The following is a 23,046-nucleotide window of genomic DNA, read 5'->3' on the forward strand; positions in this document are numbered from 1 at the left end:
GTCTTCGGCTGAGGCCCCAGGGGGCAACCCCGGCGGGCCGGGTCTCAGAGCGCGTCCGGCCCGCGCTCGCCCGTCCGGACCCGGACGACGGTCTCCACCGGCAGCGCCCAGACCTTGCCGTCGCCGATCTTCCCCGTCTGCGCGGCCCTCACGATCGCGTCGATCACGGCGTCGGAGTCCGCGTCCTCCACGACGACCTCGATCCGGACCTTCGGCACCAGGTCGACCTGGTACTCGGCGCCCCGGTAGACCTCGGTGTGGCCGCGCTGGCGGCCGCAGCCGCTGGCCTCCGACACGGTCAGCCCCTGGATGCCCAGCTCCTGGAGCGCGTTCTTGACCTCGTCGAGGCGGTACGGCTTGACGATCGCGGTGATGAGCTTCATGCCTGCGGCCTGACCTTCTGCGCGGGGGGAACGGGGGAGGACGAGGTGACCGGGCCGCCGTGGCCGCCCAGGACCCCGTGATCGTAGGCCGTCTCGGCGTGCACCGTAAGGTCCAGCCCGGTGTGCTCCTGCTCCTCGCTAGCCCGGAAGCCCATGGTCCGGTCGATCGCCTTCCCGATGCCGTACGTCGCCAGGAAGGCGTACGCGCCGACGACGGCCACGGCGACCAGCTGCCTGCCCAGCTGCCCGAGCCCGCCGCCGTGCAGCAGGCCCTCCGGGCCGCCGGTCATGGACTCCACCGCGAAGACGCCGATCAGCAGGGTGCCGACGACACCGCCGACCAGGTGCACGCCGACGACGTCGAGGGAGTCGTCGTAGTTCAGCTTGAACTTCCAGCTCACCGCGTAGGAGCAGACGACACCGGCGGTCAGGCCCACCACCAGCGCGCCGAGCAGGGACACCGAACCGCACGACGGGGTGATCGCCACCAGACCGGCCACGGCACCGGAGACCGCGCCCAGCGTGGTCGCGTGGCCGTCCCGCCTCTGCTCCACGAAGAGCCAGCCGAGCAGACCGGTGCAGCCGGCGGCCAGGGTGTTGAGGAACACGGCGGCCGCGAGACCGTTCGCGCCGAGCGCCGAGCCCGCGTTGAACCCGAACCAGCCGAACCAGAGCAGACCGGCCCCGAGCACCACCATCGGCAGGTTGTGCGGGCGCATCGCGTCCTTCTTGAAGCCCAGCCGCGGGCCGAGGACCAGGCACAGGGCGAGACCCGAGGCGCCGGAGGTGATCTCGACGGGCAGGCCGCCCGCGAAGTCCAGCGCGCCCAGCCTGTCGAGGATCCAGCCGCCGGGGCCCCAGGTCCAGTGGGCGACGGGAACGTATACGAGCAGCGTCCACACCGGGACGAAGACCAGCCACGCGCCGAACTTGGCGCGGTCCGCGACGGCGCCGCTGACCAGCGCGGCGGTGATGACCGCGAAGGTGAGCTGGAAGGTGGCGAAGAGCACGGTGGGGACGGTCCCGTGCACGCTGTCCGGGCCGATCCCGGACATGCCGAGGTGGTCGAGTCCGCCGATCAGGCCGCCCGCGGCGTCCTCGCCGAAGGCGAGCGAGTAGCCGGCCGCCAGCCACACGACGGTGACCAGGGCGATCGACACGAAGCTCATCATCAGCATGTTGAGCACGCTCTTCGTGCGGACCATGCCGCCGTAGAACAGGGCCAGGCCCGGGGTCATCAGGAGCACCAGGGCGGTCGCGGCGAGCAGCCAGGCGGTGTCGCCGGTGTCGGGCGCCGCCTGCTCGGCGGCCAGGGTCACGGTCGTCACGGGGTCTCCAACGCGGTGAGGGCTGCGTCAGAGAGTCACCGGTCGGCGTTTCCGGTCGCGTACGGGTGTGTTTCCGTGACGTTTCGTTGCCACCGGGTTTCCGGGAACTCACGGTACGGCGGCGCTCCGGCGATCAGGGAGAATGGTCGGCATGAGCGTTCGCACCCAGTCATCCGAGCCGTCGGGGCCCAGCGGGGCCGTCCACCGCGCGGGCTTCGCCTGTTTCGTGGGCCGCCCCAACGCGGGCAAGTCCACCCTGACGAACGCTTTGGTCGGGCAGAAGGTGGCGATCACCGCCAACCAGCCGCAGACCACCCGGCACACCGTGCGGGGCATCGTGCACCGTCCGGACGCCCAGCTGATCCTGGTGGACACCCCCGGCCTGCACAAACCGCGCACGCTGCTGGGCGAGCGGCTGAACGACGTGGTCCGCACGACCTGGGCGGAGGTCGACGTGATCGGCTTCTGTCTCCCGGCGAACGAGAAGATCGGTCCCGGTGACCGCTTCATCGCCAAGGAGCTGGCGGGGATCAAGAAGTCCCCGAAGGTCGCCATCGTCACCAAGACGGACCTGGTCGACTCCAAGACCCTCGCCGAGCAGCTGATCGCGATCGACCAGCTGGGCAAGGAGCTGGGCATCGAGTGGGCGCAGATCGTCCCCGTGTCGGCTACCGCGAACAAGCAGGTCGACCTGCTGGCGGACCTGCTGATCCCGATGCTGCCGGAGGGCCCCGCCCTCTACCCCGAGGGTGACCTCACCGACGAGCCCGAGCAGGTCATGATCGCGGAACTGATCCGCGAGGCCGCGCTGGAGGGTGTCCGCGACGAGCTGCCGCACTCCATCGCCGTGGTGGTCGAGGAGATGCTGCCGCGCCAGGACCGCCCCGCGGACCGTCCCCTGCTGGACATCCATGCCAACGTCTACATCGAGCGCCCCAGCCAGAAGGGCATCATCATCGGCCCCAAGGGCAAGCGCCTGAAGGAGGTCGGCATCAAGTCCCGCAAGCAGATCGAGGCCCTGCTCGGCACGCCGGTCTTCCTCGACCTCCACGTCAAGGTGGCCAAGGACTGGCAGCGGGACCCGAAGCAGCTGCGGAAGCTGGGCTTCTGAGCCGGGCTACTTCTCGTCGAAGACGAGGTCTTCCAGCGCCTGGACGACCTTCAGGGTGTTGCCGTTGGTGATGTCGATGACGGTGTCCAGTCCGGTCCACTGCCCGGTGGAGAGGATGAACAGCCGGTCGTCCCGCTGCTCCAGGTAGTCGGGGAAGCCCTCCAGTGAGGGGTCGCCGTCGTTGAGCTGGAGGTAGTCCGCCAGGCGGCGGAACAGCTTCGGCCACAGCACCGCGTGATTGGTGAGGGTGGACATGCCCTGCAGCTTCACGCCGCTCAGGGTCTGGTCCTTGGGCCACAGCCCCTTGTTCGCCTGCCGGGCCTGCTGCGCAGCCGAGGTCATCTCCTGGCGCAGGTCGGCGAAGAGCTTGCGGTAGAAGGTGGGGTACGCCAGACCCTCGGTGAGCTGGTGGTGGTTGGCGGTCTCGCGCAGATGGCCGACGGTGACGTCGACCAACTTGCCGCTGGTGCCGGGAGCGTCGGTGCCGCGGCCCGCGAGGGCGACGCAACGCCCGTTGACGTCCGCGCCGCGGGTGAAGATGTAGCCGGGCGTGGACTCCGGGTCGCTGCTGGTGACGATGCCGTCGGAGTTGCGCTGTACGTCCTCGAAGCCCAGCCAGGACAGCAGCTCTTCGGCGGCCTTGTCGGCGAACGGAGGCGGCTGGTGCAGCTCGGGTCCCCGGGGCGGGCGGTAGTGGGTCTCCAGCGTGTCGATGCCGTCGAGCCGTAGCTGTGCGCCGCCCTTGCGGTTGCGCCGCACCCGCCGCCCGCGCAGCAGGTCCCACTGTTTCGGGTCGTCAGGGTAGAAGCGCACCGAGTCCCCGTCGGGACTGGCGCCGACGATCTTGTACGCGCCTTTGATGAGCAGCATCGGCATGGCAGCTCTCCTTGTTGTCGTGTGCTGAGCGCCGTGGACCGGTTCTGCGACTCGCGGGTCAGCCCGTCAACCGCCCAGTTCGAACTCGGAGCTGGGGTAGGCCTCGATCGGAAGGCCCAGGCCGGCCACCCGGGTGCCGAGGTCGTGCGGCCCTTCGGCCTGCACCACCAGTTCGTCGTCACCGAGCGGAACCGGGTCGACATCCAGCAAGGTGCCGCCGATGGTGGACAGCCTGGCCGCCAGGTCGCCGAGGTCGGTGCCGACCGGAACGGTCAGGAGCCACTTCATCGATGCCCTCCCGGGCGCCGGTCCACGGGGTTCTTTCGGTGCTCCTGCGGCTCAGGCCTTCCGCAGCAGGAACGAGTACGACGCCGCGGCGTTCACGATGCCACGGCCATAGCCGGGATCCCAGGCCTTGCCCGTCGGGTTGACCAGCCCGGCCAGCAGAGCCTCGCGCAGCCCTTCCGGCGTCAGCTCGGGGAACGCGGACAGCAGCAGCGCGCCGACGCCCGCCGCGACCGGGGTGGCCGCGGACGTCCCGTTGTCGAAGGGCTGGTCCAGTCCGCCGGGGCGGCCCGGACCGAAGTTCCCGAAGAGGTGCGAGTACGAGGCGAAGTCCGGCTTGCCCTCGTCGAACATGCCGGGCCCCTGCGAGGAGTAACCGACGCGCTCCTGGCGGCTGTTGACCGCGGCGACCGTGATGACCTCCGCGAGGCTGTTGGAGGCGTGGATGGAGCGTCCGGGGCCGATTCCGCTACGGCGGCAGTTGCCGCTCGGGCACTGGGCGCCGCAGTTGCCGGCCGCGAAGAACGCCGCCGCGCCGGAGGCCACGACCTCGCGCACCTTGCGGTGCATCGGGTGGTTGATCGCCCAGATCTCGTGGTGGGGGTCCAGCTCACGGCGCGGGACGCCCGTGTACCCGTAGCTGTTGTTCGTCAGCTGTGGCGTGCCGTCGAGCCGACGATGCTCCAGGATCGCCTGGAACATGGTCAGCGCCGTGCCGGAGTCGGGCCGCCCGAGGAAGGGGTAGTCGTACAGCCGCGCCGCAGGGGCCGCGACGAGGATGTCGGCGGCGCACATCGAGCCGTGGCTGGTGATCGGGGCGGCCCCTGGCTGGAGGGTGGCTCCCGGGCTGGTGAAGCCGCCGGAGACCGGGTAGACCTGCCCGTTCACGCCTTCGTCGACGATGCCGACCACGATGTTCTGCCCACGGAAGCCGTCCCGCCACGGCCGCTCGACGCCCAGCAGGGCCCGGACGGTGGCGACGGTGACCCCGGGGCGGAACGGCCGGCAGTCGAGGCCGGCGCGGGAGCGGGCGAGATCGAACGCGTTCGCCTCGACTTCCGCACCCGGCACCGCGCCCGGCTCGTTCACCCCCTGCTCCTCCTCGTGGTGGAACAGGTGGAGCGGGGAGTTCGGCCACACCCGGACCCCTTCGCGCTCCCCCAGCTCCGCCAGCTGGGTGGGGGAGACCTCCACCGGCAGGACGACCGAGGTCGGCGCGATGTCCGGGTTGGTTTCCGGAACCGCGAACTCCCGCAGGGCGCCCAGCGGTTCGTGAGCCTCGCGTTCTCCTTCCGGGGCTGTGCCGAACATGGGGACGGGGACGAAGTTCTCGTCCGGTTCGACGCCGAGCCCGGCCACCAGGTCGAGGCCGGGAAGGGCCTGGCCGAGCGCCGCCGGCTCGGAGGCTATGGCTTCCCGGAAGGCGCTGAATCCTTCGGGCTGCTCGGCCTGGGGCGGTTCGACCTCGAGCAGCACCTTGATCTTGGCCATGGTTCAGTCTTCCTACTAGCCCCCCCCCGCGTATGTCAGGCCGACCCGTGGGCACGGCGTGACAGGTGAATATGCCGCAGGACCGGCATCTACCACAAATCTATGAATACCGCCCAGCACGTGCAACTGGTGGGGTAGTTGACGGTTGCATGGTTGAGCGCGCAGTCAAGGAACTCCCTCCGGCCGCGTCCGTCAGCGCCGGTCCCGCAGCACCTCCCGGAACCAGCGATATGACGCCTTCGGTGTGCGGGCCAGCGTCTCGTAGTCCACGTGGACGAGGCCGAACCGGCGCGCGTACCCCTCCGCCCACTCGAAGTTGTCCAGCAGCGACCAGACGAAGTAGCCCCGCACGTCCACACCCGCCGCCACCGCCCGGTGCAGGGCGCGGATGTGGCCGTCCAGGTAGGCGATGCGTTCCTGGTCGTCGATCCCCTCGTACGAGCAGCCGTTCTCGGTGACGACCACCGGCGGGAGCCGGTCGCCGTAGCGGTCACGGAAGCCGGTCAGCAGCTCGGTCAGCCCGTCCGGGACAACCGGCCAGCCGAAGTCCGTCGTCGGGAATCCCTCGATCTCCCGGACCGAGAAGGGCAGTTCGGCGGGCATCCGCACACCGCCGAAGTCGGTCTCCGCGCCCTGCGGGGCGCCCACCCTGGTCGGCGCGTAGTAGTTGACGCCGTACCAGTCGACCGGCTCGGCGATCACCTTCAGGTCGGCCTCGACGTCCCCCGGCATCAGCTCCCCGAGCCCCGCCGGGTACGCGCCGAGCAGCAGCGGGTCGGCGAACAGCCGGTTCAGCAGGACGTCGTAGAAGTCCGCCGCCGCCACGTCCGCGCTCTCCTCGGACGCGGCCCAGGTCGGCCCGTGCGAGTTGGCGATCCCGATGCCGCCGGCGCCGGCCGCGCGCAGCGCGCGGACCGCCAGGCCGTGTGCCAGCAGCTGGTGGTGGGCGACGGGCAGCGCGTCGAAGAGGAGCCGCTTGCCGGGGGCGTGCACGCCGAGGGCGTGGCCCAGCAGGGTGTGCTCGGCGGGCTCGTTGAGGGTGATCCACCGGGTGACCCGGTCGCCGAGCCGGTCGGCGACGGCCGAGACGTACTCGGCGAAGCGGGCGGCCGTGTCCCGGTCCAGCCAGTCCAGGCCGAGCGGCAGGTCCCAGTGGAACAGGGTGGGGACCGGCTGGACGCCCGCCGCGCACAGGTCGTCCACGAGACGGTCGTAGAAGCCGAGGCCGCCCCGCGAGCGCACCCTCGGCCAGGAGACCGAGAAGCGGTAGGCGTCCACGCCCAGGCCGGCGAGGAGGGCGACGTCCTCGCGGTGGCGGTGGTAGTGGTCGCAGGCCACCGCCGCCGTCGAGCCGTCCTTCACCCGCCCCGGCTCCGCCGTGAAGGCGTCCCACACGGACGGCTCACGCTCGTCGGCCGCGCCCTCGATCTGGTGGGCCGAGGTCGACACGCCCCACAGGAAGCCGGCGGGGAACTGTGGTATCGGGTTCGTCGTCGCCATGGGCGGATCATCCGTACCGTCGGTAACGGAAGTCAACGCCCCTGCGTGGGACCGGAGTTACGCCCCTTCCTTGAGCACCCGCGTGATCAGCGCCCGCTGGTCGTCCGTCAGCCGCGGATCGCTCGCGTACACCGTCGTCCCGTCCACGGTGATCTGGTAGCTGAAGCCGTCCGGCACCCCGACCGGGGGCGTGCCCCGGCCGGCGGACATCGCCCGCTCGGCCAGGGCCTGCCACTCGGGGGCGTCGGCGCGGCCCGAGGTGTCGATCTCGGCGTACCGCTCGATGCCCGCGAACCCGCCCGTGCGCCTCACCTGAATACGCATGGGTCCCTGTCTAGTACGGAACTACAGCGTGCGCACCCCGACCTGCTCCCAGGCCTTGCGCACCGCCTCCTGCTCGTCGCCGCCGTCGCCGTAGCGCTCCCGCGCGGCCTTGACGGTCAGCTTGGCGAAGTCGGTGAAGAAGGCCCGCTCGCTCAGCTCGCCGCCGGTCAGCACGTCGTACCAGATCTGGCCCGCCCGCTCCCAGGCGTGGCCGCCGAGCGCGGTGGCCGCCAGGTAGAAGGCGTGGTTGGGGATGCCGGAGTTGATGTGCACACCGCCGTTGTCGCGGCCGGTGCGGACGTACTCGTCCATCGTCGCGGGCTGCGGGTCCTTGCCGAGGACGTCGTCGTCGTAGGCGCTGCCCGGCTCCTTCATGGAGCGCAGGGCCCGGCCGGTGACACCCGGGGCGAGCAGGCCGGCGCCGATCAGCCAGTCGGCCTCGGAGGCGGTCTGGCCGAGCGTGTACTGCTTGATGAGCGAGCCGAAGACGTCGGACATCGACTCGTTGAGGGCGCCCGGCTGGCCGTAGTAGGTGAGGTTCGCCGTGTACTGGGTGACGCCGTGGGTCAGTTCGTGGCCGATGACGTCGATGGGCAGGGTGAAGTCCAGGAAGACCTCGCCGTCGCCGTCGCCGAACACCATCTGCTCGCCGTTCCAGAAGGCGTTGCCGTAGTTCTCGTCGTAGTGGACGGTGGCGTCCAGCGGCAGGCCGTCGCCGTCGATGGAGTGCCGGCCGTACACCTTCAGGAACAGGTCGAAGGTGGCGCCGAGCCCCGAGTAGGCGCGGTTGACGGTGGCGTCCCGGCCGGGGTCCTCGCCCTCGCCGCGCACCTTGGTGCCGGGGAGCGCGGTCTTGTGCTCGGCGTCGTAGATCGTGCGCAGCGGCTGCTCCGAGGGCGCCTTCGCCGCGGGTGCGGCCGCGAGGCGGAACTCGGTGGTCACCCGGCGCCGGCCGCGCAGCTCGCTGTCGCGCACCAGGGTGCGGCGGGCGGGTTCGGCGAGCGCGGGGTCGTCGGCCTGGGCCAGCTTGTCGAGGAGGTGGGGCGGGACGACTGTGCAGAAGACGGCGGTCATGCACCGCACGATCGCACCGAGTGAGCTGTTTGTCACCGTCCGCAACCATGATTGGTGAAATACGGACGTGTCGGCCGCCTGCGGTCCGCGCCAAGTGGTATGGCACACGTTTTGCCCGGTTTATCCCCCGGGTCCCGCATACTGATACGGAGCCCCGCACCCGGGAGCGGCTCGGCTAGCATGCTGCGCATCATGCGTTTCGGGCTGCTTCTTCTTAGCTGCCGCGGCGAGGGCCTGTAGTCCAGGTCGACTCCCTCCCCGCGGAGCTTGGCGTTGCCGTCGGCCGTCCTTCCGGACACCCCTAGGAGCCCCCGCATCATGGCCAACCGCCAGCAGCCCAGTTCCCTGCCGATCCACAAGTACGGCCGCTACGAGCAGGTCGACATCCCCGATCGCACCTGGCCGGACCAGCGGATCACCAAGGCCCCCCGATGGCTGTCGACCGACCTGCGGGACGGCAACCAGGCCCTGATCGACCCGATGTCCCCGGTACGCAAGCGGGCCATGTTCGACCTGCTGGTCAAGATGGGCTACAAGGAGATCGAGGTCGGCTTCCCGGCCTCCGGCCAGACCGACTTCGACTTCGTCCGGTCGATCATCGAGGAGCCCGGCGCCATCCCCGAGGACGTGACGATCTCCGTCCTCACCCAGGCCCGCGAGGACCTGATCGAGCGGACCGTGGAGTCCCTGAAGGGCGCCCACCGCGCGACCGTCCACCTGTACAACGCCACCGCCCCGGTCTTCCGCCGGGTCGTCTTCCGCGGCTCCAAGGACGACATCAAGCAGATCGCCGTGGACGGCACCCGCCTGGTGATGGAGTACGCCGACAAGCTGCTGGGCCCGGAGACCGACTTCGGCTTCCAGTACAGCCCGGAGATCTTCACCGACACCGAGCTGGACTTCGCGCTGGAGGTCTGCGAGGGCGTCATGGACGTCTGGCAGCCCGGCCCGGACCGCGAGATCATCCTCAACCTGCCGGCGACCGTCGAGCGCTCCACCCCGTCCACCCACGCGGACCGCTTCGAGTGGATGCACCGCAACCTGTCCCGCCGCGAGTACGTCTGCCTGTCGGTCCACCCGCACAACGACCGCGGCACGGCCGTCGCCGCCGCCGAGCTGGCGCTGATGGCCGGCGCCGACCGCATCGAGGGCTGCCTGTTCGGGCAGGGCGAGCGCACCGGCAACGTCGACCTGGTCACCCTGGGCATGAACCTGTTCTCCCAGGGCGTCGACCCGCAGATCGACTTCTCCCAGATCGACGAGATCCGCCGCACCTGGGAGTACTGCAACCAGATGGAGGTCCACCCGCGCCACCCGTACGTGGGCGACCTGGTCTACACGTCCTTCTCCGGCTCCCACCAGGACGCCATCAAGAAGGGCTTCGACGCCATGGAGGCCGACGCGGCGGCCAAGGGCGTCACCGTCGACGACATCGAGTGGGCGGTGCCGTACCTGCCGATCGACCCGAAGGACGTCGGCCGCTCCTACGAGGCGGTCATCCGGGTGAACTCGCAGTCCGGCAAGGGCGGCGTGGCGTACGTGCTGAAGAACGAGCACAAGCTGGAGCTGCCACGCCGGATGCAGATCGAGTTCTCCAAGATCATCCAGGCGAAGACGGACGCCGAGGGCGGCGAGGTCACCCCGAAGGCAATCTGGGCGATCTTCGAGGACGAGTACCTGCCGAACCCCGAGAACCCGTGGGGTCGTATTCAGGTCAAGAACGGGCAGTCCACCACCGACCGCGACGGCGTCGACACGCTCACCGTGGAGGCCACCGTCGACGGCGCGGACACCGTGCTGACCGGCTCCGGCAACGGTCCGATCTCGGCCTTCTTCGACGCGCTGCAGTCCGTCGGGATCGACGTACGCCTGCTGGACTACCAGGAGCACACGATGAGCGAGGGCGCCTCCGCGCAGGCCGCCTCCTACATCGAATGCGCGATCGACGGCAAGGTGCTGTGGGGCATCGGCATCGACGCCAACACCACCCGCGCCTCCCTGAAGGCGGTCGTCTCGGCCGTCAACCGGGCCGCCCGCTGAACCGCCCCCACCGGGGATTCGAGGGTCCCGTCCGCCGTCTCCCGGCGGGCGGGACCCCGTCGTTTACCGGCCATCCACCCGACCAGGTCACGGAAAGGTCTCGTCCGAGGTGCTGACTAGGCCTCATCCATGTGGCTAACATCACGCCAGCGCGGCGATGTTGCCGCGGGGTTACGGAGGTGCTGCGACGTGCTGCCAGGACGGGGACGAGACGGCCGTGTCACCGGGCTTTCGCGCATTCTGGGCACCCGTACCGCGTGGACGCCCGTCGGCGACGGCGCGTTCTTCTGCCCGCGCTGCGGAGGCGACCGCAACTACCAGCGGCTCACCGGGCGCCGCCGCCTGACCGTCCTCGGTATGCCCGTACTGCCGCGCGGCACGAGCGGACCCGTCGTCGAGTGCGCGGCCTGCCGCCACCACTACGGCACCGACGTCCTCGACCACCCCACCACCACCCGCTTCTCCGCGATGCTCCGCGACGCCGTGCACACCATCGCCCTCGCGGTGCTCGCCGCGGGCGGCGCCGGCTCCCGCGCGGCCCTGGAGGCCGCCGCCTCCGCGGTGCGCGCGGCCGGCTTCGACGACTGCACCGAGGAACAGCTGGCCGCCCTCGTCGAGGCGCTGGAGGCGGACACCGGCCGCATCACCGGCGCGCCCTGCGGCCCCGGGCTCGCCATAGAGCTGCACGAGGCGCTGGACCCCCTCGCCCCGCACCTCGCCGCCACCGGCCGCGAGTCGATCCTGCTCCAGGGCGCCCGCATCGCCCTCGCCGACGGCCCGTACACACCCGCCGAACGCGACGTCCTCGCCACCGTGGGCGCCGCCCTCACCATCTGCGCGGACGAGGTGACACGCCTGCTGGTGGCGGCGCGCACGCCGTCGTAGGGTCCGGAGCCGGACGCGGTCACCGTCGCCATGAACGCGGTCCCCCGGTGCTCTCCGGTACTCCACGGGGAGTAATGCACCCCTCGTGCCACCCCCGGAAGTATCACCGAACTCGCCCTCACGCGCGACGAATCCGCCCGCCCCCGCCGGGAGTCTGGAACCGCATCCAGACAACACTCACGGAGGGAGGGCCCGTTCCATGGGGGCCGGACAGACGACAGGCAGGCGACGAGCCGTGCCGTGGGTGGTGCTCGCGCTGTGGATCGGAGTGCTGGCGTTCGCCTCGCCGTTCGCCGCGAAGCTCGCCGACGTACAGCGCGACCGGGTCACCGACTACCTCCCGGCGAACGCCGACTCCACGCAGGTCGCCGAGATACAGGACCGGCTGCCCGGCGGGGAGACCACCGAACTGGTGCTCGTCTACCACCGCGACGGGGGGCTGACCGCCGCCGACCGGACGGTCGCCGGGCGGCAGGTCGACGAGATCGCCGGAGCCCACGAACTGGCCGCGCCCCCCGAGGGCGTGCCCTCGAAGGACGGCACCACGCTGATGTACCCGGTCGCCAGCAACGCGCCCGGCGGCGACGAGGACAAACGGGACGCCTTCGTCGAGGACGTCCGGGAGGTCGCCCGCGGTGCGGACGGGCTGAGCGTCGAGGTCGGCGGTCCGGGCGCGCTGACGACGGACGCCGCCAAGGTGTACGACTCGCTGGGCGGGCCCCTGCTGTACACGACCGTCGGCGTGGTCGCCGTCCTGCTGATCCTCATCTACCGCAGCCCCGTGCTGTGGCTGGTGCCCCTCGTCGTGGCGGGCATCGCCGACTACCTCTCCATGGGCGTCGCCTACGGCCTCAACCAGGCCTTCGGCACCCAGGTATCCGGGCAGAGCTCCGGCATCATGACGATCCTCGTCTTCGGCGCCGGCACCGACTACGCGCTGCTGCTGGTCTCCCGGTACCGGGAGGAACTGCGGCGCGTCGAGCGGCCGTACGACGCCATGCGGGCCGCGCTGCGCGGCTGCGGGCCCGCCGTGCTCGCCTCCTCCGGCACCGTCGCCGCCGGACTGCTGTGCCTGCTCGCCGCCGACCTCAACTCCAACCGGGGCATGGGCCCGCTCGGCACCGTCGGCGTGCTGTGCGCGCTGGTCGCCATGCTGACCCTGCTGCCCGCCCTGCTGGTCCTGCTGGGCCGCCGGGTGTTCTGGCCGCTCATCCCCGCCTACGGCAGCACCCCGAAGGCCGGCCGGTCGCTGTTCGCCGCGATGGGCACCTCCGCCGGGCGGCGCCCGTTCGCCGTCCTCGCCGGCGGCGCCGTCCTGCTCGGGGCGCTCGCCCTCGGCGCGTTCAACCTGCCCGGCAGCCTCAAGCAGGAGGACTCCTTCGTCGACCGGCCGGAGTCCGTCTCCGCCATGCGGACCCTCGCCGACGCCTATCCGGAACGGTCCAGCCAGCCCATCACCGTCCTCACCCCGGCCGGCCGCGCCGACGCCACCCTCGCCGAGATCCGCGACACCCCCGGCGTCACCGACGCGACCGCCGGACGCACCGGGGACGGCTGGACCGAGGTGTCCGTCCTCGCCGCCGATCCGCCCCAGTCGGCGGGGGAGACCAGGACCATCGAGGAGCTGCGCGACCGGCTCGACGGCTCCTACGTCGGCGGCGCCAGCGCCCAGCAGATCGACTTGGAGGAGACCAACGCCCGCGACACCCTCGTCGTCGTGCCGATCGTCCTCGTCTCCGTGCTGCTGATCCTGATCGTCCTGCTCAGGTCGCTCGTCGCGCCGCTGATGCTGGTGGCGGCCGTCGTCGCCGTCTGGGGCGCCACCCTCGGCATCGGCGGGCTGGTGTTCGAGCCGCTGTTCGGCTTCCAGGGCACCGACCCCGGGCTGGGCCTGCTGTCCTTCGTCTTCCTGGTGGCCCTCGGCGTCGACTACGGCATCTTCCTGATGCACCGCATGCGCGAGGAGGCCACGCGCGGCGCCGAACCGGTCGCCGCGGCGCTCACCGCGCTGCGCACCACGGGCGGGGTGATCGCCTCCGCCGGACTCGTCCTCGCCGCGACCTTCGGGGTGCTGCTGAACATGGGGCTGGTGGCCCTCGTCGAACTCGGCTTCGTCATCGCGGTCGGCGTGCTGCTGGACACCTTCCTCGTCCGCACCTACCTGGTGACCAGCGCGAGCGTCGCCCTCGGCCGCCGGGTGTGGTGGCCGGGCCGGCTGTCGAAGGTGCCGGACCCCGTCCCCGAGGTCCGGCAGCCGGAACGCGTCTGACCCGGTGGACCCGGTGGACCCAGTGGACCGGGTGCGCCCGGTGGAGACCCCGTGGGCGCCCCTCCCTCCCGGAGGGGCGCCTTCCTCCCGGAGGATGAGCCCCGTGCCCGAAGCCCACAAGCCCCGCGTCGGCGAGCGGATCATGGCGGCGATCAACCGTGACCCGCTCACCGCCCCGCACGCCCTCCGCAACGACGCGCTGCTCGCCCTCGCCACCACCGCCCACGCCGTCGTCGTCGCCCTGCTCACCGACGAGGGGCGACGGCCCGACGCGCTCGGCTGGACCCTGCTGCTGGCCGCCCAACTGCCCTTGGTCTGGCGCCGTCGCCGCCCGCTGTGGGTGCTGGCCGCCGTGGTCGCGCTGGTCGCGCCGTACCACGCCCTCGACTACAACCACGCCGCCCCGACCCCGGCTGCGTACGTCGCGCTCTACACCGTCGCCGTCACCAGCCGCCCCCTGCGCACCCTGCTGACCGGCGGCTCGGTGCTCGCCGTCTCGCTCAGCGTCATGTTCACCGTCAACAGCCACCAGGCACTGGAGCTGCTGCGGATCTCGGGCTGGGTGATCGCCGTGCTCTTCGTCGGCATCGACGTCCGCTTCTACCGCCAGTACGTCGCCGCCATCGTCGAGCGCGCCGAACGAGCCGAACGCACCCGCGAGGAGGAGGCGCGCCGCCGGGTCGCCGAGGAACGCCTGCGCATCGCCCGCGACCTGCACGACCTGCTCGCGCACAGCATCACCCTGATCGGCGTGCAGACCTCCGTCGCCGCGCACGTGCTGAACGCCGACCCCGACCGCCTCGACCGGGCCGCCGTCGCGAGCGCCCTCGACGACATCGCCGAGACCTGCCGCACCGCGCGCGGTGAACTGTGCACCACCCTGGAGGTGCTGCGCGAGCACGACGGGCCGGAGATACGCGGGCCGCTGCCCGGCGTGCACGGGCTGACCGACCTCGCGGAGACCGCCCGCGCCGCCGGCGCCAAGGCGGAACTGGAGGTGCGGGCCGAGGACGTGCCGCCCGCCGTCGGCGCCGCCGCCTACCGGATCGTGCAGGAAGCGCTGACCAACGCCGTACGGCACGCCGGGCCCGCCCCGGCCGTCCGGGTCGAACTGGCCGAACGGGACGGCAGCCTGCACCTGTCGGTCACCGACGACGGCACCGGCCCGCCCTCCGGCACCACCCCCGGCTTCGGACTCGTCGGCATGCGTGAGCGGGCCCGCAGCGTGGGTGGCACACTCGACGCCGGCCCCCGGCCCGACGGTGGCTTCGCGGTGCGCGCCGTACTGCCGCTGAGAACCGCCAGAACCGCCAGAACCGCCAGAACCGAGGGGAACCGATGATCCGCGTCCTGCTCGCCGACGACCAGACCCTCGTACGGGCCGCGTTCGCGATGCTCGTCGAGTCCGCTCGGGACATGGAGGTCGTCGGCCAGGCCGGCACCGGCCGGGAGGCGGTCGAACTGGCCCGCGCCGAACGCGCCGACCTCGTGGTGATGGACATCCGCATGCCCGACCTCGACGGCATCGAGGCGACCCGGCTGATCGCCGCCGACGAGGACCTGGCGGGTGTGAAGGTGCTCGTGCTGACCACCTACGACACCGACGAGCACATCGTCGAGGCGCTGCGCGCCGGGGCGTCCGGCTTCCTGGTGAAGGACACCAGACCCGCCGACCTCCTGGACGCCATCCGCACGGTCGCGGCGGGCGAGGCGCTGCTGTCGCCCGGCCCGACCTCCCGGCTGATCGCCCGCTTCCTGCGCAGCCCCTCCGCCGCCCCCGCCACGGGCGGCCCCGAATGCCTCTCCGAGCGGGAACGCGAGGTGCTCACGCTCGTCGCGCGCGGCCTGAACAACACCGGGATAGCCGAAACCCTCGGCCTGAGTCCGCTCACCGCGAAGACGCACGTCAGCCGCATCATGGGCAAGCTGGGGGCGCGGGACCGGGCCCAGCTGGTCATCGTGGCGTACGAGTCGGGGCTGGTGACGCCGGGGAGGCATGTGACGGACAGTCACGTCCGTCAGTCTTCTGGAGAGCGATGACCCTCCCGAGCCGCACCCTCCTCACCGCCGCCGTCCTGCTCGCCGCCTCCGCCCTGACCGCCCCCGCTCCGACCGCCTCCGCACAGGCCCCCGCCGAAGCCGCCCCCGGCTGCGCCTCCTCCGTGCCCTACGTCTCCGGGCAGGGCGGCTACGCCGCCTACCGCGTCCCCGCCGTCGTCACCACCCGGCACGGCACCGTCCTCGCCTTCGCGGAGGGCCGGCGCACCGGCGCCGGGGACAGCGGGGACATCGACGTCGTCCTGCGCCGCTCCACCGACGGCGGCTGCACCTGGGGCCCGCCGACCGTGGTGGCCGCCGGGCGCGGCGACACCCGGGGCAACCCGGCGCCGGTGGTGGACCCGCGCACCGGCGCCGTCGTCCTCGTCACCTGCTTCAACGGCGGAGAAGCGACCGAGGCGCGGATCATGCGGGGAGGGGTCCCGCCGGAGCGGGGGCGGCGGGTGTTCGTGCAGCGCAGCCTGGACGACGGACGCCGCTTCTCACCGCCGTACGAGATCACGGCGGCGGTGAAGCCGGCGCACTGGCGCTGGTACGCCACCGGGCCCGGCCACGCCCTCGCCCTCACCCACGGACCCCACAGGGGCCGCCTGGTCGTCCCGGCCAACCACTCGGCCGCGCCGCCCGCCGGATCCCCGGACACCGGCGCGGAACCCCGGTACTACGGCGGCCACGCCCTGCTCAGCGACGACGGCGGCCGCACCTGGCGGCTCGGCTTCACCGACGACTCCTACGACGGCCACGCCAACGCCAACGAGAGCACCGCCGCCCAGCTCCCCGACGGCCGCGTCTACCTCAACGCCCGCGACCAGCACGGCACCCTGCCCGGCAACCGCCTCGACACCCACTCCTCCGACGGCGGCGAAACCCTCGACCGCCCCTACACCCCCCAACCCGCCCTGGACGACGTCCCCGTCGTCCAGTCGAGCGTCCTGCAGCCGCCCGGCTCCCCGCTCCTCCTCTCCGCCCCCTCCGACCCCGCCGCCCGCCGCGCCCTCGCCCTGTGGCGCAGCACCGACGGCGGCACCACCTTCACCAAGTCCCTGACCCTCACCCGGAACCGGTCCGCCTACTCCGACCTCGCCCGAGTCGACCGCGCGACGGTCGGGGTGCTGTTCGAGACGGGCGTGGACGGGCCCTACGAGACCATCGAGTTCCGGCGGGTGCCGGTCGACCGGCTCTAGGGGGTGTCTCGCCGATCAGGCCGGGCTCGCCGAGACACCCCCTAGAGCAGCCCGGCCGCCGCGAGGAACTTCCCCACCCGCTCGACCTCCGCCGCGGACAGCGGCACCTGCGGCTCCGCCGTCGCCGGGCAGGCGATGACGCCGCGCAGATGGAGGGCGGCCTTGAAGGCGCCGATGGCCGAGGAGGACGGGCCCATGCGGGCGGGGTCGCCGACGTGGACCATGCCGAACAGGGCGCACAGCCGTTCCTGTTCGGTGCGGGCGCGCGGGTGGTCGCCGGTGCGGCAGAGGCGGTCGAGGCGGACATAGCCGTGCGGGTCGACGTTGGCGAGGCCGGGGACCGCGCCGTCCGCGCCCAGGGCGAAGGCGGCGTCGACGAACAGTTCCGAGCCGGTCAGGACACTGAACCCGGTGATGTCGGGGCGGGTCCGGGCGCCGGTGACGACCTCGCGGAAGGAGCCGAGGTCGCCGCTGGAGTCCTTCAGCCCGGCGAGCACTCCCTCGGCGGCCAGGTCCAGGACCAGGCCGGCGGGCAGCTTGCTGTGGACGGCGGACGGGATGTCGTAGGCGAGGACCGGGACGGGGGAGGCGCCGGCGACCAGACGGAAGTGGCGGGCGATCTCCGCCGGATGGGTGCGGGCGTAGAACGGGGCGGTGACCACGACCGCGTCCGCGCCCGCCGCGGCCACCGCCGCCACCCGCTCCAGCACCCGGGGCGTGGTCATGTCGATCGCACCGGCCAGCACCGGCAGCCGCCCGCCCGCGTGCCGTACGGTCTCCGCGACCACCAGTTCGCGCTGCCGGTCCGTCAGGAACGCCGCCTCCGACGTGGACCCGAGCACGAACAGCCCGTGCACCCCGGCCGCCGTCAGATGGTCGAGCAGCCGGTGCAGCGAGGCCACGTCCACCTCGCGGTCCGGGGTCAGCGGGGTGCACACGGGCGGGACCACACCGGTGAGCGGGGCGGGGATCGTCATGGCAGCTCCCTCGGCTGGCGGGACCGGCGCACCAGGTCGCCGGTCGGCTCGGTCTCCTCCACCGGATGGTGACAGCGGAAGCGGCGGCCGGGCAGTGACCCGGCCGTGAAACCGGGCATCCGGGTGGCGCCCGCCCCGTCGTGAGCCGCACGGATGACGCCGGGCTAACCGAGGATTTCGGTCAGCACCTTCGCCGTGTCCGCGATCAGGGCGTTCACCCGCACGGCGTCCGGGTCGGACTTCCTCGACAGGACGGCCAGGACGACCGGTGTGCCGTCCGGGGTCCAGGCGATGCCCACGTTGTTGTTGGTGCCGTACGAGCCGCCGCCGGTCTTGTCGGCGACCGTCCAGGTGGACGGGACGCCGGCGCGCAGCCTGTCGTCGCTGGTGGTGTTGTTCAGCAGCCAGCGGGTGAGCAGGGCGCGGTCGTGGCGGGGGAGTGCGTCGCCGAGGACGAGACGGGCGTAGGTGCGGCCGATCGCACGCGGGCTCGTGGTGTCCGTGACCCGCCACGGCTCCGCCGAGTTCAGCTCCGTCTCCCAGCGGTCCAGGCGGGTGACCCGGTCGCCGAGTGAACGGGCGAACCGGGTGATCGCGGTGGGGCCGCCCAGCTCACGCAGGAGCAGGTTGCCGGCGGCGTTGTCGCTGTACCGGATGGTGACGTCGCACAGCTCGGCGATCGTCATGCCCTCCGCCAGGTGCTTGCGCGTCTCGTCGGAGCCCTCCACCAGGTCGGCCTCCGTGTAGTGGATCCGACGGGCGAGGACCTCGCCGTCGTGGTCCAGGTCGCGCAGGACGGCCGCCGCCGCGAGGGTCTTGAAGACGGAGCAGATGGGGAACAGGTCGTCGGCGTGGTGGCGGACGGTCTTGCCGGTGCCCAGGTTGTGGGCGTACACGCCCAGCTTGGCGTCGTACCGCCGCTCCAGGTCGCGCAGGCGTGCGGTCACACCGGCCGGCCGGGCCGTGGCGTGTGCCGGGGCCGGGGTGAGCAGCGCGGCGGCACCGGCCGCGCCGGCGGCGAGAAGGGTGCGTCGGGTGGTCGTCGTCGCCGGGGACGACGGCTTGCGGCTTAAGATGTCGGGCTCCTTCGCTCGGGGACAAGACGGAGACGGGGACGGGGACTGGACGTCCTTCCATGATCGACGCAGTCGCCCGGCCCGGCGGTTGCGGCGGCTCCGCCTGCTTCTCCGCGCTTCTCCGCCCGCTAGTCGCAGTACACGTCCTTCTCCGGCCGCTCGCCCGTCGCCAGGAAGCGGGAGACGATGGCGTCGCCGCAGGCGTTGCCGTACGCCAGGTAGGCGTTGTGGCCGGTGGCGTCGACGGTGACCATGCGGGCACGGTCACCGAGGGCCGCGCGCAGTTTCAGGGCGCCGCCCAGCGGCGTGGCCACGTCCCGCTCGTTCTGTATCAGCAGGATGTTGGACGGCCCCCGGTCGGTGATCCGCACGGCCGGCTCCTTGGGTGTGAAGGGCCAGGCGGCGCACAGCATGGCGTTGCGAGGCATGCCGGCGGTCAGCGGATACCGGGCGCGGCTCTCGTCGACGGCCTTCTGGTAGACGGCCGGGTCCTCGGGCCACGCCACGTCGTTGCACAGCGTCCCCGCGCCGACGGCGGCGACGTTCTGCAGCACCTTCTCCGGCGGTGCCGGCGGTGCGGGCGGCACCGTCCCCTTCTCGGCGGCCAGCATCAGCCGGGCGAGCTCCGGAAAGCGGGCGGGGGAGTAGAGGCTGTCCAGCATGGTCTGCCGGAGCACGTTGCCGTTCAGCTCCTCCGGGTTGGCGCCCGGCCAGGGGATCGGCTCGGAGTCCAGGCGCGCGGCCAGCCGCAGGAACAGCGGCCGAACCTCGGCGGCCGTCTCGGCGACTCGGTGCGGGTTGCCGGGTTCCGACGCCCACTTCGCGAACTCGGGGAACACGTCCTCGACGCCCTGCTCGTGCCCGGCGAGCCAGGCGCGGGCGACCCGCGAGGGGTCGGGGTCGTCGTTGCTGTCCAGCACGATCCGGTCGGTGCGGTGAGGGAACAGCCGGCTGTAGACGGCGCCGACGTACGTGCCGTACGACACCCCCCACGCGGACACCTTCCGCTCACCCAGGGCGGCTCGCACACGATCCAGGTCGCGGGCCTCGTTCGCCGTGCTGAGGTGTTCGATCAGTTCGCCGCCGTTGCGGGCGCAGGCGTCGGCCATGCGCCGGGCGTCGGCCATGTTCCCGGCGACGGAGCCGTCGGGCGCGGGCCAGGGCCGCAGCCTGGACAGCGCGAGGTCGCCGTACTCCAGTCCACAGCTCACGGAGGTGGACGGGGCTAGTCCGCGCGGCGCGAACCCGATCAGGTCGTAGGCGTCCCGTACGCCCTGCGGCAGTCTCTGCCCCTTCTTCGACGGGTCGTCGAGGCTGGACCCGCCGGGCCCGCCCGGGATCAGCAGCAGCACGCCCCGCCGAGCGGACGGCTTCTCGCTCGGGATCCGCGAGACGACGATGTCGATCTTCTCGCCGTCCGGATCGGAGTAGTCCATCGGCACTTCGACGGTGGCGCACCGCTGCCGGGGATCGGGCGCCCCGCCGGCACACTCGCCCCAGTCGAGGGACGAGCGCGCGGCGGCGGTCGCGGAGGCGGCCGTGGAGGGGACGGTGAGCCCGGAGAACAGCAGGGCGGCGGCGGAGGCGGCGACTAGGCCGGCGTAGGACGTGGTCTTCTTCATGCCCACGAGCCTCGCCGATCCCCACCGCCCCTCACATCCGGGCAACTTCCTTAAGTCTCCGGGGGTTTACCCCAACATCCCTTCTCAGGGTCACCCTCAGAGGAAGTAGCTGTCGTGCCGGACCTGGAACTCCCGGAGTTCCTCCCCGCCGCGCTGCGCGAACTCCGCGACGCGCTCGAAGTACTCCTCGCGCGGCGCGCCCGGCGTGAACAGCATCAGCATGGACACCGGGTCGTCGGAGTCGTTCTTGAAGGCGTGCAGCCCACCGGGCGGCACGTACAGGAAGTCGCCCTGACGGCCGGTCACCCAGCGCTCCCCGTCGAACAGCCGCAGCTCTCCCGACAGCACGTAGAAGGACTCGGAGATGGCCCGGTGGAAATGCGTCTTCGCACCCGGCGCCTTCGGCCCCATGTCCACCTTGTAGAGCCCGAACTCGCCGTCCGTGGTGGCGTGGCTCGCCAGGTAGTGGGTGACGGTGCCCCCGGGCGAGACCACGTCGGGCGGCGTGTCGGCACCTCTGAACACGGCGCTGATCTCACCGTTCTCACCCAGATAGCGCGGCTCCGGATAGGACATGCGGTCCCCCTTGATCGTTACGTGTGTTTGCCGGACCACTCTGACCCGCGCGAGCCCGTTCCCGCATCCGCCGAGAGGACGGTGGGCCGAGGACGTCGGACGTAGGACCGGAGTTTCAGACGGCCGCCGGCGGCGTGTACGGGGCGAGCCGCGCCAGCCGCTTGATCTTCTCGCGCACGACGTACAGCGGGATCACCCCGAACACCCCGAACGACATGTCGATCACCGTCCACCAGAAGGGGATCCCCCGGATCGGCCCGCAGATCAGCGCGAGCGGGACGATTCCGGCGCAGGCGATCATCCCGAACTCCACGACCCAGATGTTGCGGACCGGGTCGCGGTACGGCCCGTAGAAGGCGACCGCGATGACCAGGTGGGCGAACGCCAGCCAGTCGGTGCCGTAGAGGACGAACGGGTAGCGCGCGTCGACGGCGTCGAGCCCGTCCCGCACCCGCTCGATCCAGTGCGTCAGGCCGGGTGCGTACTCCGGCGCGGACAGCGCCCGCAGCGCGCTCTCCGCCCACCGCAGTTCGTGCACCAGCGGGAAGGCCGTGGCGCCGCTGAGCACCAGGCAGACGACGAAGAGGACCAACCAGGCACGGATGCCCTTCAGGAGGGCGGCTCTGCCGCTCGCATCGCTCATGCCGGCAGCGTACGCCTGAATTTGAACACGTTCAAAACGTGGTCGTGAGAGTGCCGTCCGGATGTCGGGTGGCAGGTGGGTGGGCGGGCGCATCACGCGAACGGACTTCGCGGCGCCGCAGCGCACTTGGCGCGCTTCGCGCACAAGCTCCCGTCGAGTCTAGGGCGAGCGGGCCGTGGTGGAGACGGAAAGAGTGAAACCCGATCACGCAGGGGAGCCAGTGGAGGCAGAACGCCGATCGCAGGACATGCGAACCGCACGAAAAGGCCGGAATCCAATGACACCGACGAAGCCGCCGATCGGCTCGTACGTCGTCGACACCCGCACCGGAAAGGTGGGCATCGTGATGGGCCACGAGGGACCCTACGTACAGCTGAGACCGTACGGCGGCGGCAGGGAGTGGGACGCGGAGCCGGGCGCCGTACGCCTCGCGACCGCCGCGGAGCGCCTGCGCGCCGCCACCGCTTACGCCAACGCGCGCAGCCGGGGAGAGGTCCCTTGACGGGGCGCGAGACGACGTAGGGCGACGCGTGGGGCGCGGGCGCCCTGACGGTACCCGGCACGCCGGGGTGCCGGCGTGCGGGAGAATGAGGCCATGAGTCTGTTCCGCGACGACGGCATCGTGCTGCGCACCCAGAAGCTGGGTGAGGCGGACCGGATCATCACGCTGCTCACACGCGGTCACGGCCGGGTACGCGCGGTGGCGCGGGGCGTGCGGCGCACGAAGTCGAAGTTCGGGGCGCGTCTGGAACCCTTCTCCCACGTCGACGTGCAGTTCTTCGCGCGCGGGAGTGAGCTGGTGGGGCGCGGGCTGCCGCTGTGCACGCAGAGCGAGACCATCGCGCCGTACGGCGGTGCGATCGTCAGCGACTACGCTCGGTACACCGCCGGTACGGCCATGCTGGAGACCGCCGAGCGGTTCACCGACCACGAGGGCGAGCCGGCCGTGCAGCAGTACCTGCTGCTGGTGGGCGCCCTGCGCACGCTCGCCCGGGGCGAGCACGCGCCGCATCTCGTGCTCGACGCCTTCCTGCTGCGCTCCCTCGCCGTCAACGGCTACGCGCCCAGCTTCAGCGACTGCGTGAAGTGCGGGATGCCCGGTCCGAACCGCTTCTTCTCGGTCGCCTCCGGCGGTTCCGTCTGCGTGGACTGCCGGGTGCCCGGCAGCGTCGTACCCTCCCCCCGGACCCTGGAACTGCTCTCCGCGCTGCTTACGGGAGACTGGGAGACCGCGGACGCGTGCGAGCCGCGGTACGTCCGGGAGGGCAGCGGGCTGGTGTCCGCCTACCTGCACTGGCATCTGGAGCGCGGGCTGCGTTCCCTTCGGTACGTCGAGAAGTAGCA

22 protein-coding genes are annotated in these 23,046 nt (G+C 71.8%); 9 read left to right on the top strand and 13 right to left on the bottom strand.

Translation table 11 applies throughout. The features are described 5' to 3' along the window. Nucleotides 1–44: 44 nt before the first annotated feature. Nucleotides 45–383 (bottom strand): P-II family nitrogen regulator, encoded by a 339-nt coding sequence (locus tag AMK31_RS02475; protein WP_073938608.1) that lies wholly within the window; start codon nt 381–383, stop codon nt 45–47. Next, nucleotides 380–1,711, bottom strand: coding sequence for an ammonium transporter (locus tag AMK31_RS02480; RefSeq protein ID WP_073938611.1), 1,332 nt, complete (start codon nt 1,709–1,711; stop codon nt 380–382). The genes AMK31_RS02475 and AMK31_RS02480 overlap by 4 nt, the downstream gene beginning before the upstream one ends. A gap of 151 nt (nt 1,712–1,862) precedes the next feature. Here AMK31_RS02480 and era point away from each other — a divergent pair, with 151 nt between their 5' ends. Then, nucleotides 1,863–2,822: a GTPase Era gene (era, locus tag AMK31_RS02485; RefSeq protein ID WP_073938964.1), complete on the top strand. Its 960-nt coding sequence runs from the start codon at nt 1,863–1,865 to the stop codon at nt 2,820–2,822. Between the two features lie 6 nt (nt 2,823–2,828). Here the strand turns inward: era and AMK31_RS02490 are convergent, their stop codons facing one another. The 6 genes from AMK31_RS02490 to AMK31_RS02515 form a co-directional block, all read right to left on the bottom strand. Then, nucleotides 2,829–3,698, bottom strand: a complete 870-nt coding sequence (locus AMK31_RS02490; protein WP_073938612.1) for a thermonuclease family protein — start codon at nt 3,696–3,698, stop codon at nt 2,829–2,831. 66 nt (nt 3,699–3,764) lie between these two features. Continuing rightward, complete coding sequence (locus AMK31_RS02495; RefSeq protein WP_073938614.1) at nt 3,765–3,986, bottom strand: hypothetical protein; 222 nt, start codon at nt 3,984–3,986, stop codon at nt 3,765–3,767. 51 nt (nt 3,987–4,037) lie between these two features. Further along, the gene (locus AMK31_RS02500) at nt 4,038–5,474 is read right to left on the bottom strand and encodes a S8 family serine peptidase (protein WP_073938615.1); all 1,437 of its coding nucleotides are present in this window, start codon (nt 5,472–5,474) and stop codon (nt 4,038–4,040) included. Nucleotides 5,475–5,666: 192 nt separating this feature from the next. Continuing rightward, nucleotides 5,667–6,974, bottom strand: a complete 1,308-nt coding sequence (locus AMK31_RS02505) for a GH1 family beta-glucosidase (protein WP_073938617.1) — start codon at nt 6,972–6,974, stop codon at nt 5,667–5,669. Nucleotides 6,975–7,031: 57 nt separating this feature from the next. Continuing rightward, on the bottom strand, nt 7,032–7,298 hold the full coding sequence (locus AMK31_RS02510) for a protealysin inhibitor emfourin (protein WP_073938619.1): 267 nt from the start codon (nt 7,296–7,298) through the stop codon (nt 7,032–7,034). Nucleotides 7,299–7,319: 21 nt separating this feature from the next. Next, nucleotides 7,320–8,372, bottom strand: coding sequence for a M4 family metallopeptidase (locus tag AMK31_RS02515; RefSeq protein WP_073938621.1), 1,053 nt, complete (start codon nt 8,370–8,372; stop codon nt 7,320–7,322). A 318-nt stretch (nt 8,373–8,690) separates the two neighbouring features. Between AMK31_RS02515 and leuA the strand changes: the two genes are divergently transcribed. The 6 genes from leuA to AMK31_RS02550 all read left to right on the top strand — a co-directional run bounded on the left by leuA (nt 8,691) and on the right by AMK31_RS02550 (nt 16,808). Beyond that, complete coding sequence (gene leuA, locus AMK31_RS02525; protein ID WP_073938623.1) at nt 8,691–10,412, top strand: 2-isopropylmalate synthase; 1,722 nt, start codon at nt 8,691–8,693, stop codon at nt 10,410–10,412. Nucleotides 10,413–10,601: 189 nt separating this feature from the next. Then, nucleotides 10,602–11,297: a tellurite resistance TerB family protein gene (locus tag AMK31_RS02530; protein WP_073938625.1), complete on the top strand. Its 696-nt coding sequence runs from the start codon at nt 10,602–10,604 to the stop codon at nt 11,295–11,297. 199 nt (nt 11,298–11,496) lie between these two features. Beyond that, entirely contained in the window at nt 11,497–13,566 is a 2,070-nt protein-coding gene (locus AMK31_RS02535; RefSeq protein WP_073938627.1) for an MMPL family transporter, read from the top strand. Nucleotides 13,567–13,660: 94 nt separating this feature from the next. Next, nucleotides 13,661–14,908: a sensor histidine kinase gene (locus tag AMK31_RS02540; RefSeq protein WP_073938629.1), complete on the top strand. Its 1,248-nt coding sequence runs from the start codon at nt 13,661–13,663 to the stop codon at nt 14,906–14,908. Continuing rightward, complete coding sequence (locus AMK31_RS02545) at nt 14,905–15,606, top strand: response regulator transcription factor (RefSeq protein ID WP_073938631.1); 702 nt, start codon at nt 14,905–14,907, stop codon at nt 15,604–15,606. Before AMK31_RS02540 ends, AMK31_RS02545 begins: the two co-directional genes overlap by 4 nt. Next, on the top strand, nt 15,603–16,808 hold the full coding sequence (locus AMK31_RS02550; RefSeq protein WP_073938632.1) for a sialidase family protein: 1,206 nt from the start codon (nt 15,603–15,605) through the stop codon (nt 16,806–16,808). The genes AMK31_RS02545 and AMK31_RS02550 overlap by 4 nt, the downstream gene beginning before the upstream one ends. A 41-nt stretch (nt 16,809–16,849) precedes the next feature. Here AMK31_RS02550 and AMK31_RS02555 read toward each other — a convergent pair whose 3' ends face one another. The 5 genes from AMK31_RS02555 to AMK31_RS02575 form a co-directional block, all read right to left on the bottom strand. After that, nucleotides 16,850–17,785 carry a dihydrodipicolinate synthase family protein gene (locus AMK31_RS02555; protein ID WP_073938634.1) on the bottom strand — a complete coding sequence of 312 codons (936 nt, stop codon included), beginning with the start codon at nt 17,783–17,785 and terminating at the stop codon, nt 16,850–16,852. A gap of 164 nt (nt 17,786–17,949) precedes the next feature. Further along, complete coding sequence (bla, locus tag AMK31_RS02560) at nt 17,950–18,861, bottom strand: class A beta-lactamase (RefSeq protein WP_079186642.1); 912 nt, start codon at nt 18,859–18,861, stop codon at nt 17,950–17,952. A gap of 128 nt (nt 18,862–18,989) precedes the next feature. Continuing rightward, on the bottom strand, nt 18,990–20,483 hold the full coding sequence (locus tag AMK31_RS02565) for an alpha/beta hydrolase (RefSeq protein WP_073938965.1): 1,494 nt from the start codon (nt 20,481–20,483) through the stop codon (nt 18,990–18,992). A gap of 96 nt (nt 20,484–20,579) precedes the next feature. Next, nucleotides 20,580–21,059, bottom strand: coding sequence for a cupin domain-containing protein (locus AMK31_RS02570; protein ID WP_073938637.1), 480 nt, complete (start codon nt 21,057–21,059; stop codon nt 20,580–20,582). A gap of 115 nt (nt 21,060–21,174) precedes the next feature. Next, a complete protein-coding gene (locus AMK31_RS02575) occupies nt 21,175–21,702 on the bottom strand; it encodes a hypothetical protein (RefSeq protein ID WP_073938638.1) in 528 nt (175 codons plus the stop codon). A 277-nt stretch (nt 21,703–21,979) separates the two neighbouring features. On the opposite strand from AMK31_RS02575, the gene AMK31_RS02580 reads away from it, so the two are divergent. Both AMK31_RS02580 and recO read left to right on the top strand, forming a co-directional pair. Continuing rightward, on the top strand, nt 21,980–22,204 hold the full coding sequence (locus AMK31_RS02580; RefSeq protein WP_073938639.1) for a hypothetical protein: 225 nt from the start codon (nt 21,980–21,982) through the stop codon (nt 22,202–22,204). Between the two features lie 93 nt (nt 22,205–22,297). Then, nucleotides 22,298–23,044 carry a DNA repair protein RecO gene (recO, locus tag AMK31_RS02585; protein WP_073938640.1) on the top strand — a complete coding sequence of 249 codons (747 nt, stop codon included), beginning with the start codon at nt 22,298–22,300 and terminating at the stop codon, nt 23,042–23,044. Nucleotides 23,045–23,046 lie beyond the last annotated feature (2 nt).

The sequence above is a fragment of the Streptomyces sp. TSRI0107 genome, from assembly GCF_001905845.1.
Lineage (GTDB): Bacteria > Actinomycetota > Actinomycetes > Streptomycetales > Streptomycetaceae > Streptomyces.

Excerpts from the sequence above, each read along its gene's own strand:
- AMK31_RS02475 (WP_073938608.1), bottom strand. The coding sequence starts at position 383 with ATGAAGCTCATCACCGCGATCGTCAAGCCGTACCGCCTCGACGAGGTC.
- era (WP_073938964.1), top strand. The coding sequence starts at position 1,863 with ATGAGCGTTCGCACCCAGTCATCCGAGCCGTCGGGGCCCAGCGGGGCC.
- AMK31_RS02490 (WP_073938612.1), bottom strand. The coding sequence starts at position 3,698 with ATGCCGATGCTGCTCATCAAAGGCGCGTACAAGATCGTCGGCGCCAGT.
- AMK31_RS02495 (WP_073938614.1), bottom strand. The coding sequence starts at position 3,986 with ATGAAGTGGCTCCTGACCGTTCCGGTCGGCACCGACCTCGGCGACCTG.
- AMK31_RS02500 (WP_073938615.1), bottom strand. The coding sequence starts at position 5,474 with ATGGCCAAGATCAAGGTGCTGCTCGAGGTCGAACCGCCCCAGGCCGAG.
- AMK31_RS02505 (WP_073938617.1), bottom strand. The coding sequence starts at position 6,974 with ATGGCGACGACGAACCCGATACCACAGTTCCCCGCCGGCTTCCTGTGG.
- AMK31_RS02510 (WP_073938619.1), bottom strand. The coding sequence starts at position 7,298 with ATGCGTATTCAGGTGAGGCGCACGGGCGGGTTCGCGGGCATCGAGCGG.
- AMK31_RS02515 (WP_073938621.1), bottom strand. The coding sequence starts at position 8,372 with ATGACCGCCGTCTTCTGCACAGTCGTCCCGCCCCACCTCCTCGACAAG.
- leuA (WP_073938623.1), top strand. The coding sequence starts at position 8,691 with ATGGCCAACCGCCAGCAGCCCAGTTCCCTGCCGATCCACAAGTACGGC.
- AMK31_RS02535 (WP_073938627.1), top strand. The coding sequence starts at position 11,497 with ATGGGGGCCGGACAGACGACAGGCAGGCGACGAGCCGTGCCGTGGGTG.
- AMK31_RS02540 (WP_073938629.1), top strand. The coding sequence starts at position 13,661 with ATGAGCCCCGTGCCCGAAGCCCACAAGCCCCGCGTCGGCGAGCGGATC.
- AMK31_RS02545 (WP_073938631.1), top strand. The coding sequence starts at position 14,905 with ATGATCCGCGTCCTGCTCGCCGACGACCAGACCCTCGTACGGGCCGCG.
- AMK31_RS02550 (WP_073938632.1), top strand. The coding sequence starts at position 15,603 with ATGACCCTCCCGAGCCGCACCCTCCTCACCGCCGCCGTCCTGCTCGCC.
- AMK31_RS02555 (WP_073938634.1), bottom strand. The coding sequence starts at position 17,785 with ATGACGATCCCCGCCCCGCTCACCGGTGTGGTCCCGCCCGTGTGCACC.
- AMK31_RS02565 (WP_073938965.1), bottom strand. The coding sequence starts at position 20,483 with ATGAAGAAGACCACGTCCTACGCCGGCCTAGTCGCCGCCTCCGCCGCC.
- AMK31_RS02570 (WP_073938637.1), bottom strand. The coding sequence starts at position 21,059 with ATGTCCTATCCGGAGCCGCGCTATCTGGGTGAGAACGGTGAGATCAGC.
- AMK31_RS02575 (WP_073938638.1), bottom strand. The coding sequence starts at position 21,702 with ATGAGCGATGCGAGCGGCAGAGCCGCCCTCCTGAAGGGCATCCGTGCC.
- AMK31_RS02580 (WP_073938639.1), top strand. The coding sequence starts at position 21,980 with ATGACACCGACGAAGCCGCCGATCGGCTCGTACGTCGTCGACACCCGC.
- recO (WP_073938640.1), top strand. The coding sequence starts at position 22,298 with ATGAGTCTGTTCCGCGACGACGGCATCGTGCTGCGCACCCAGAAGCTG.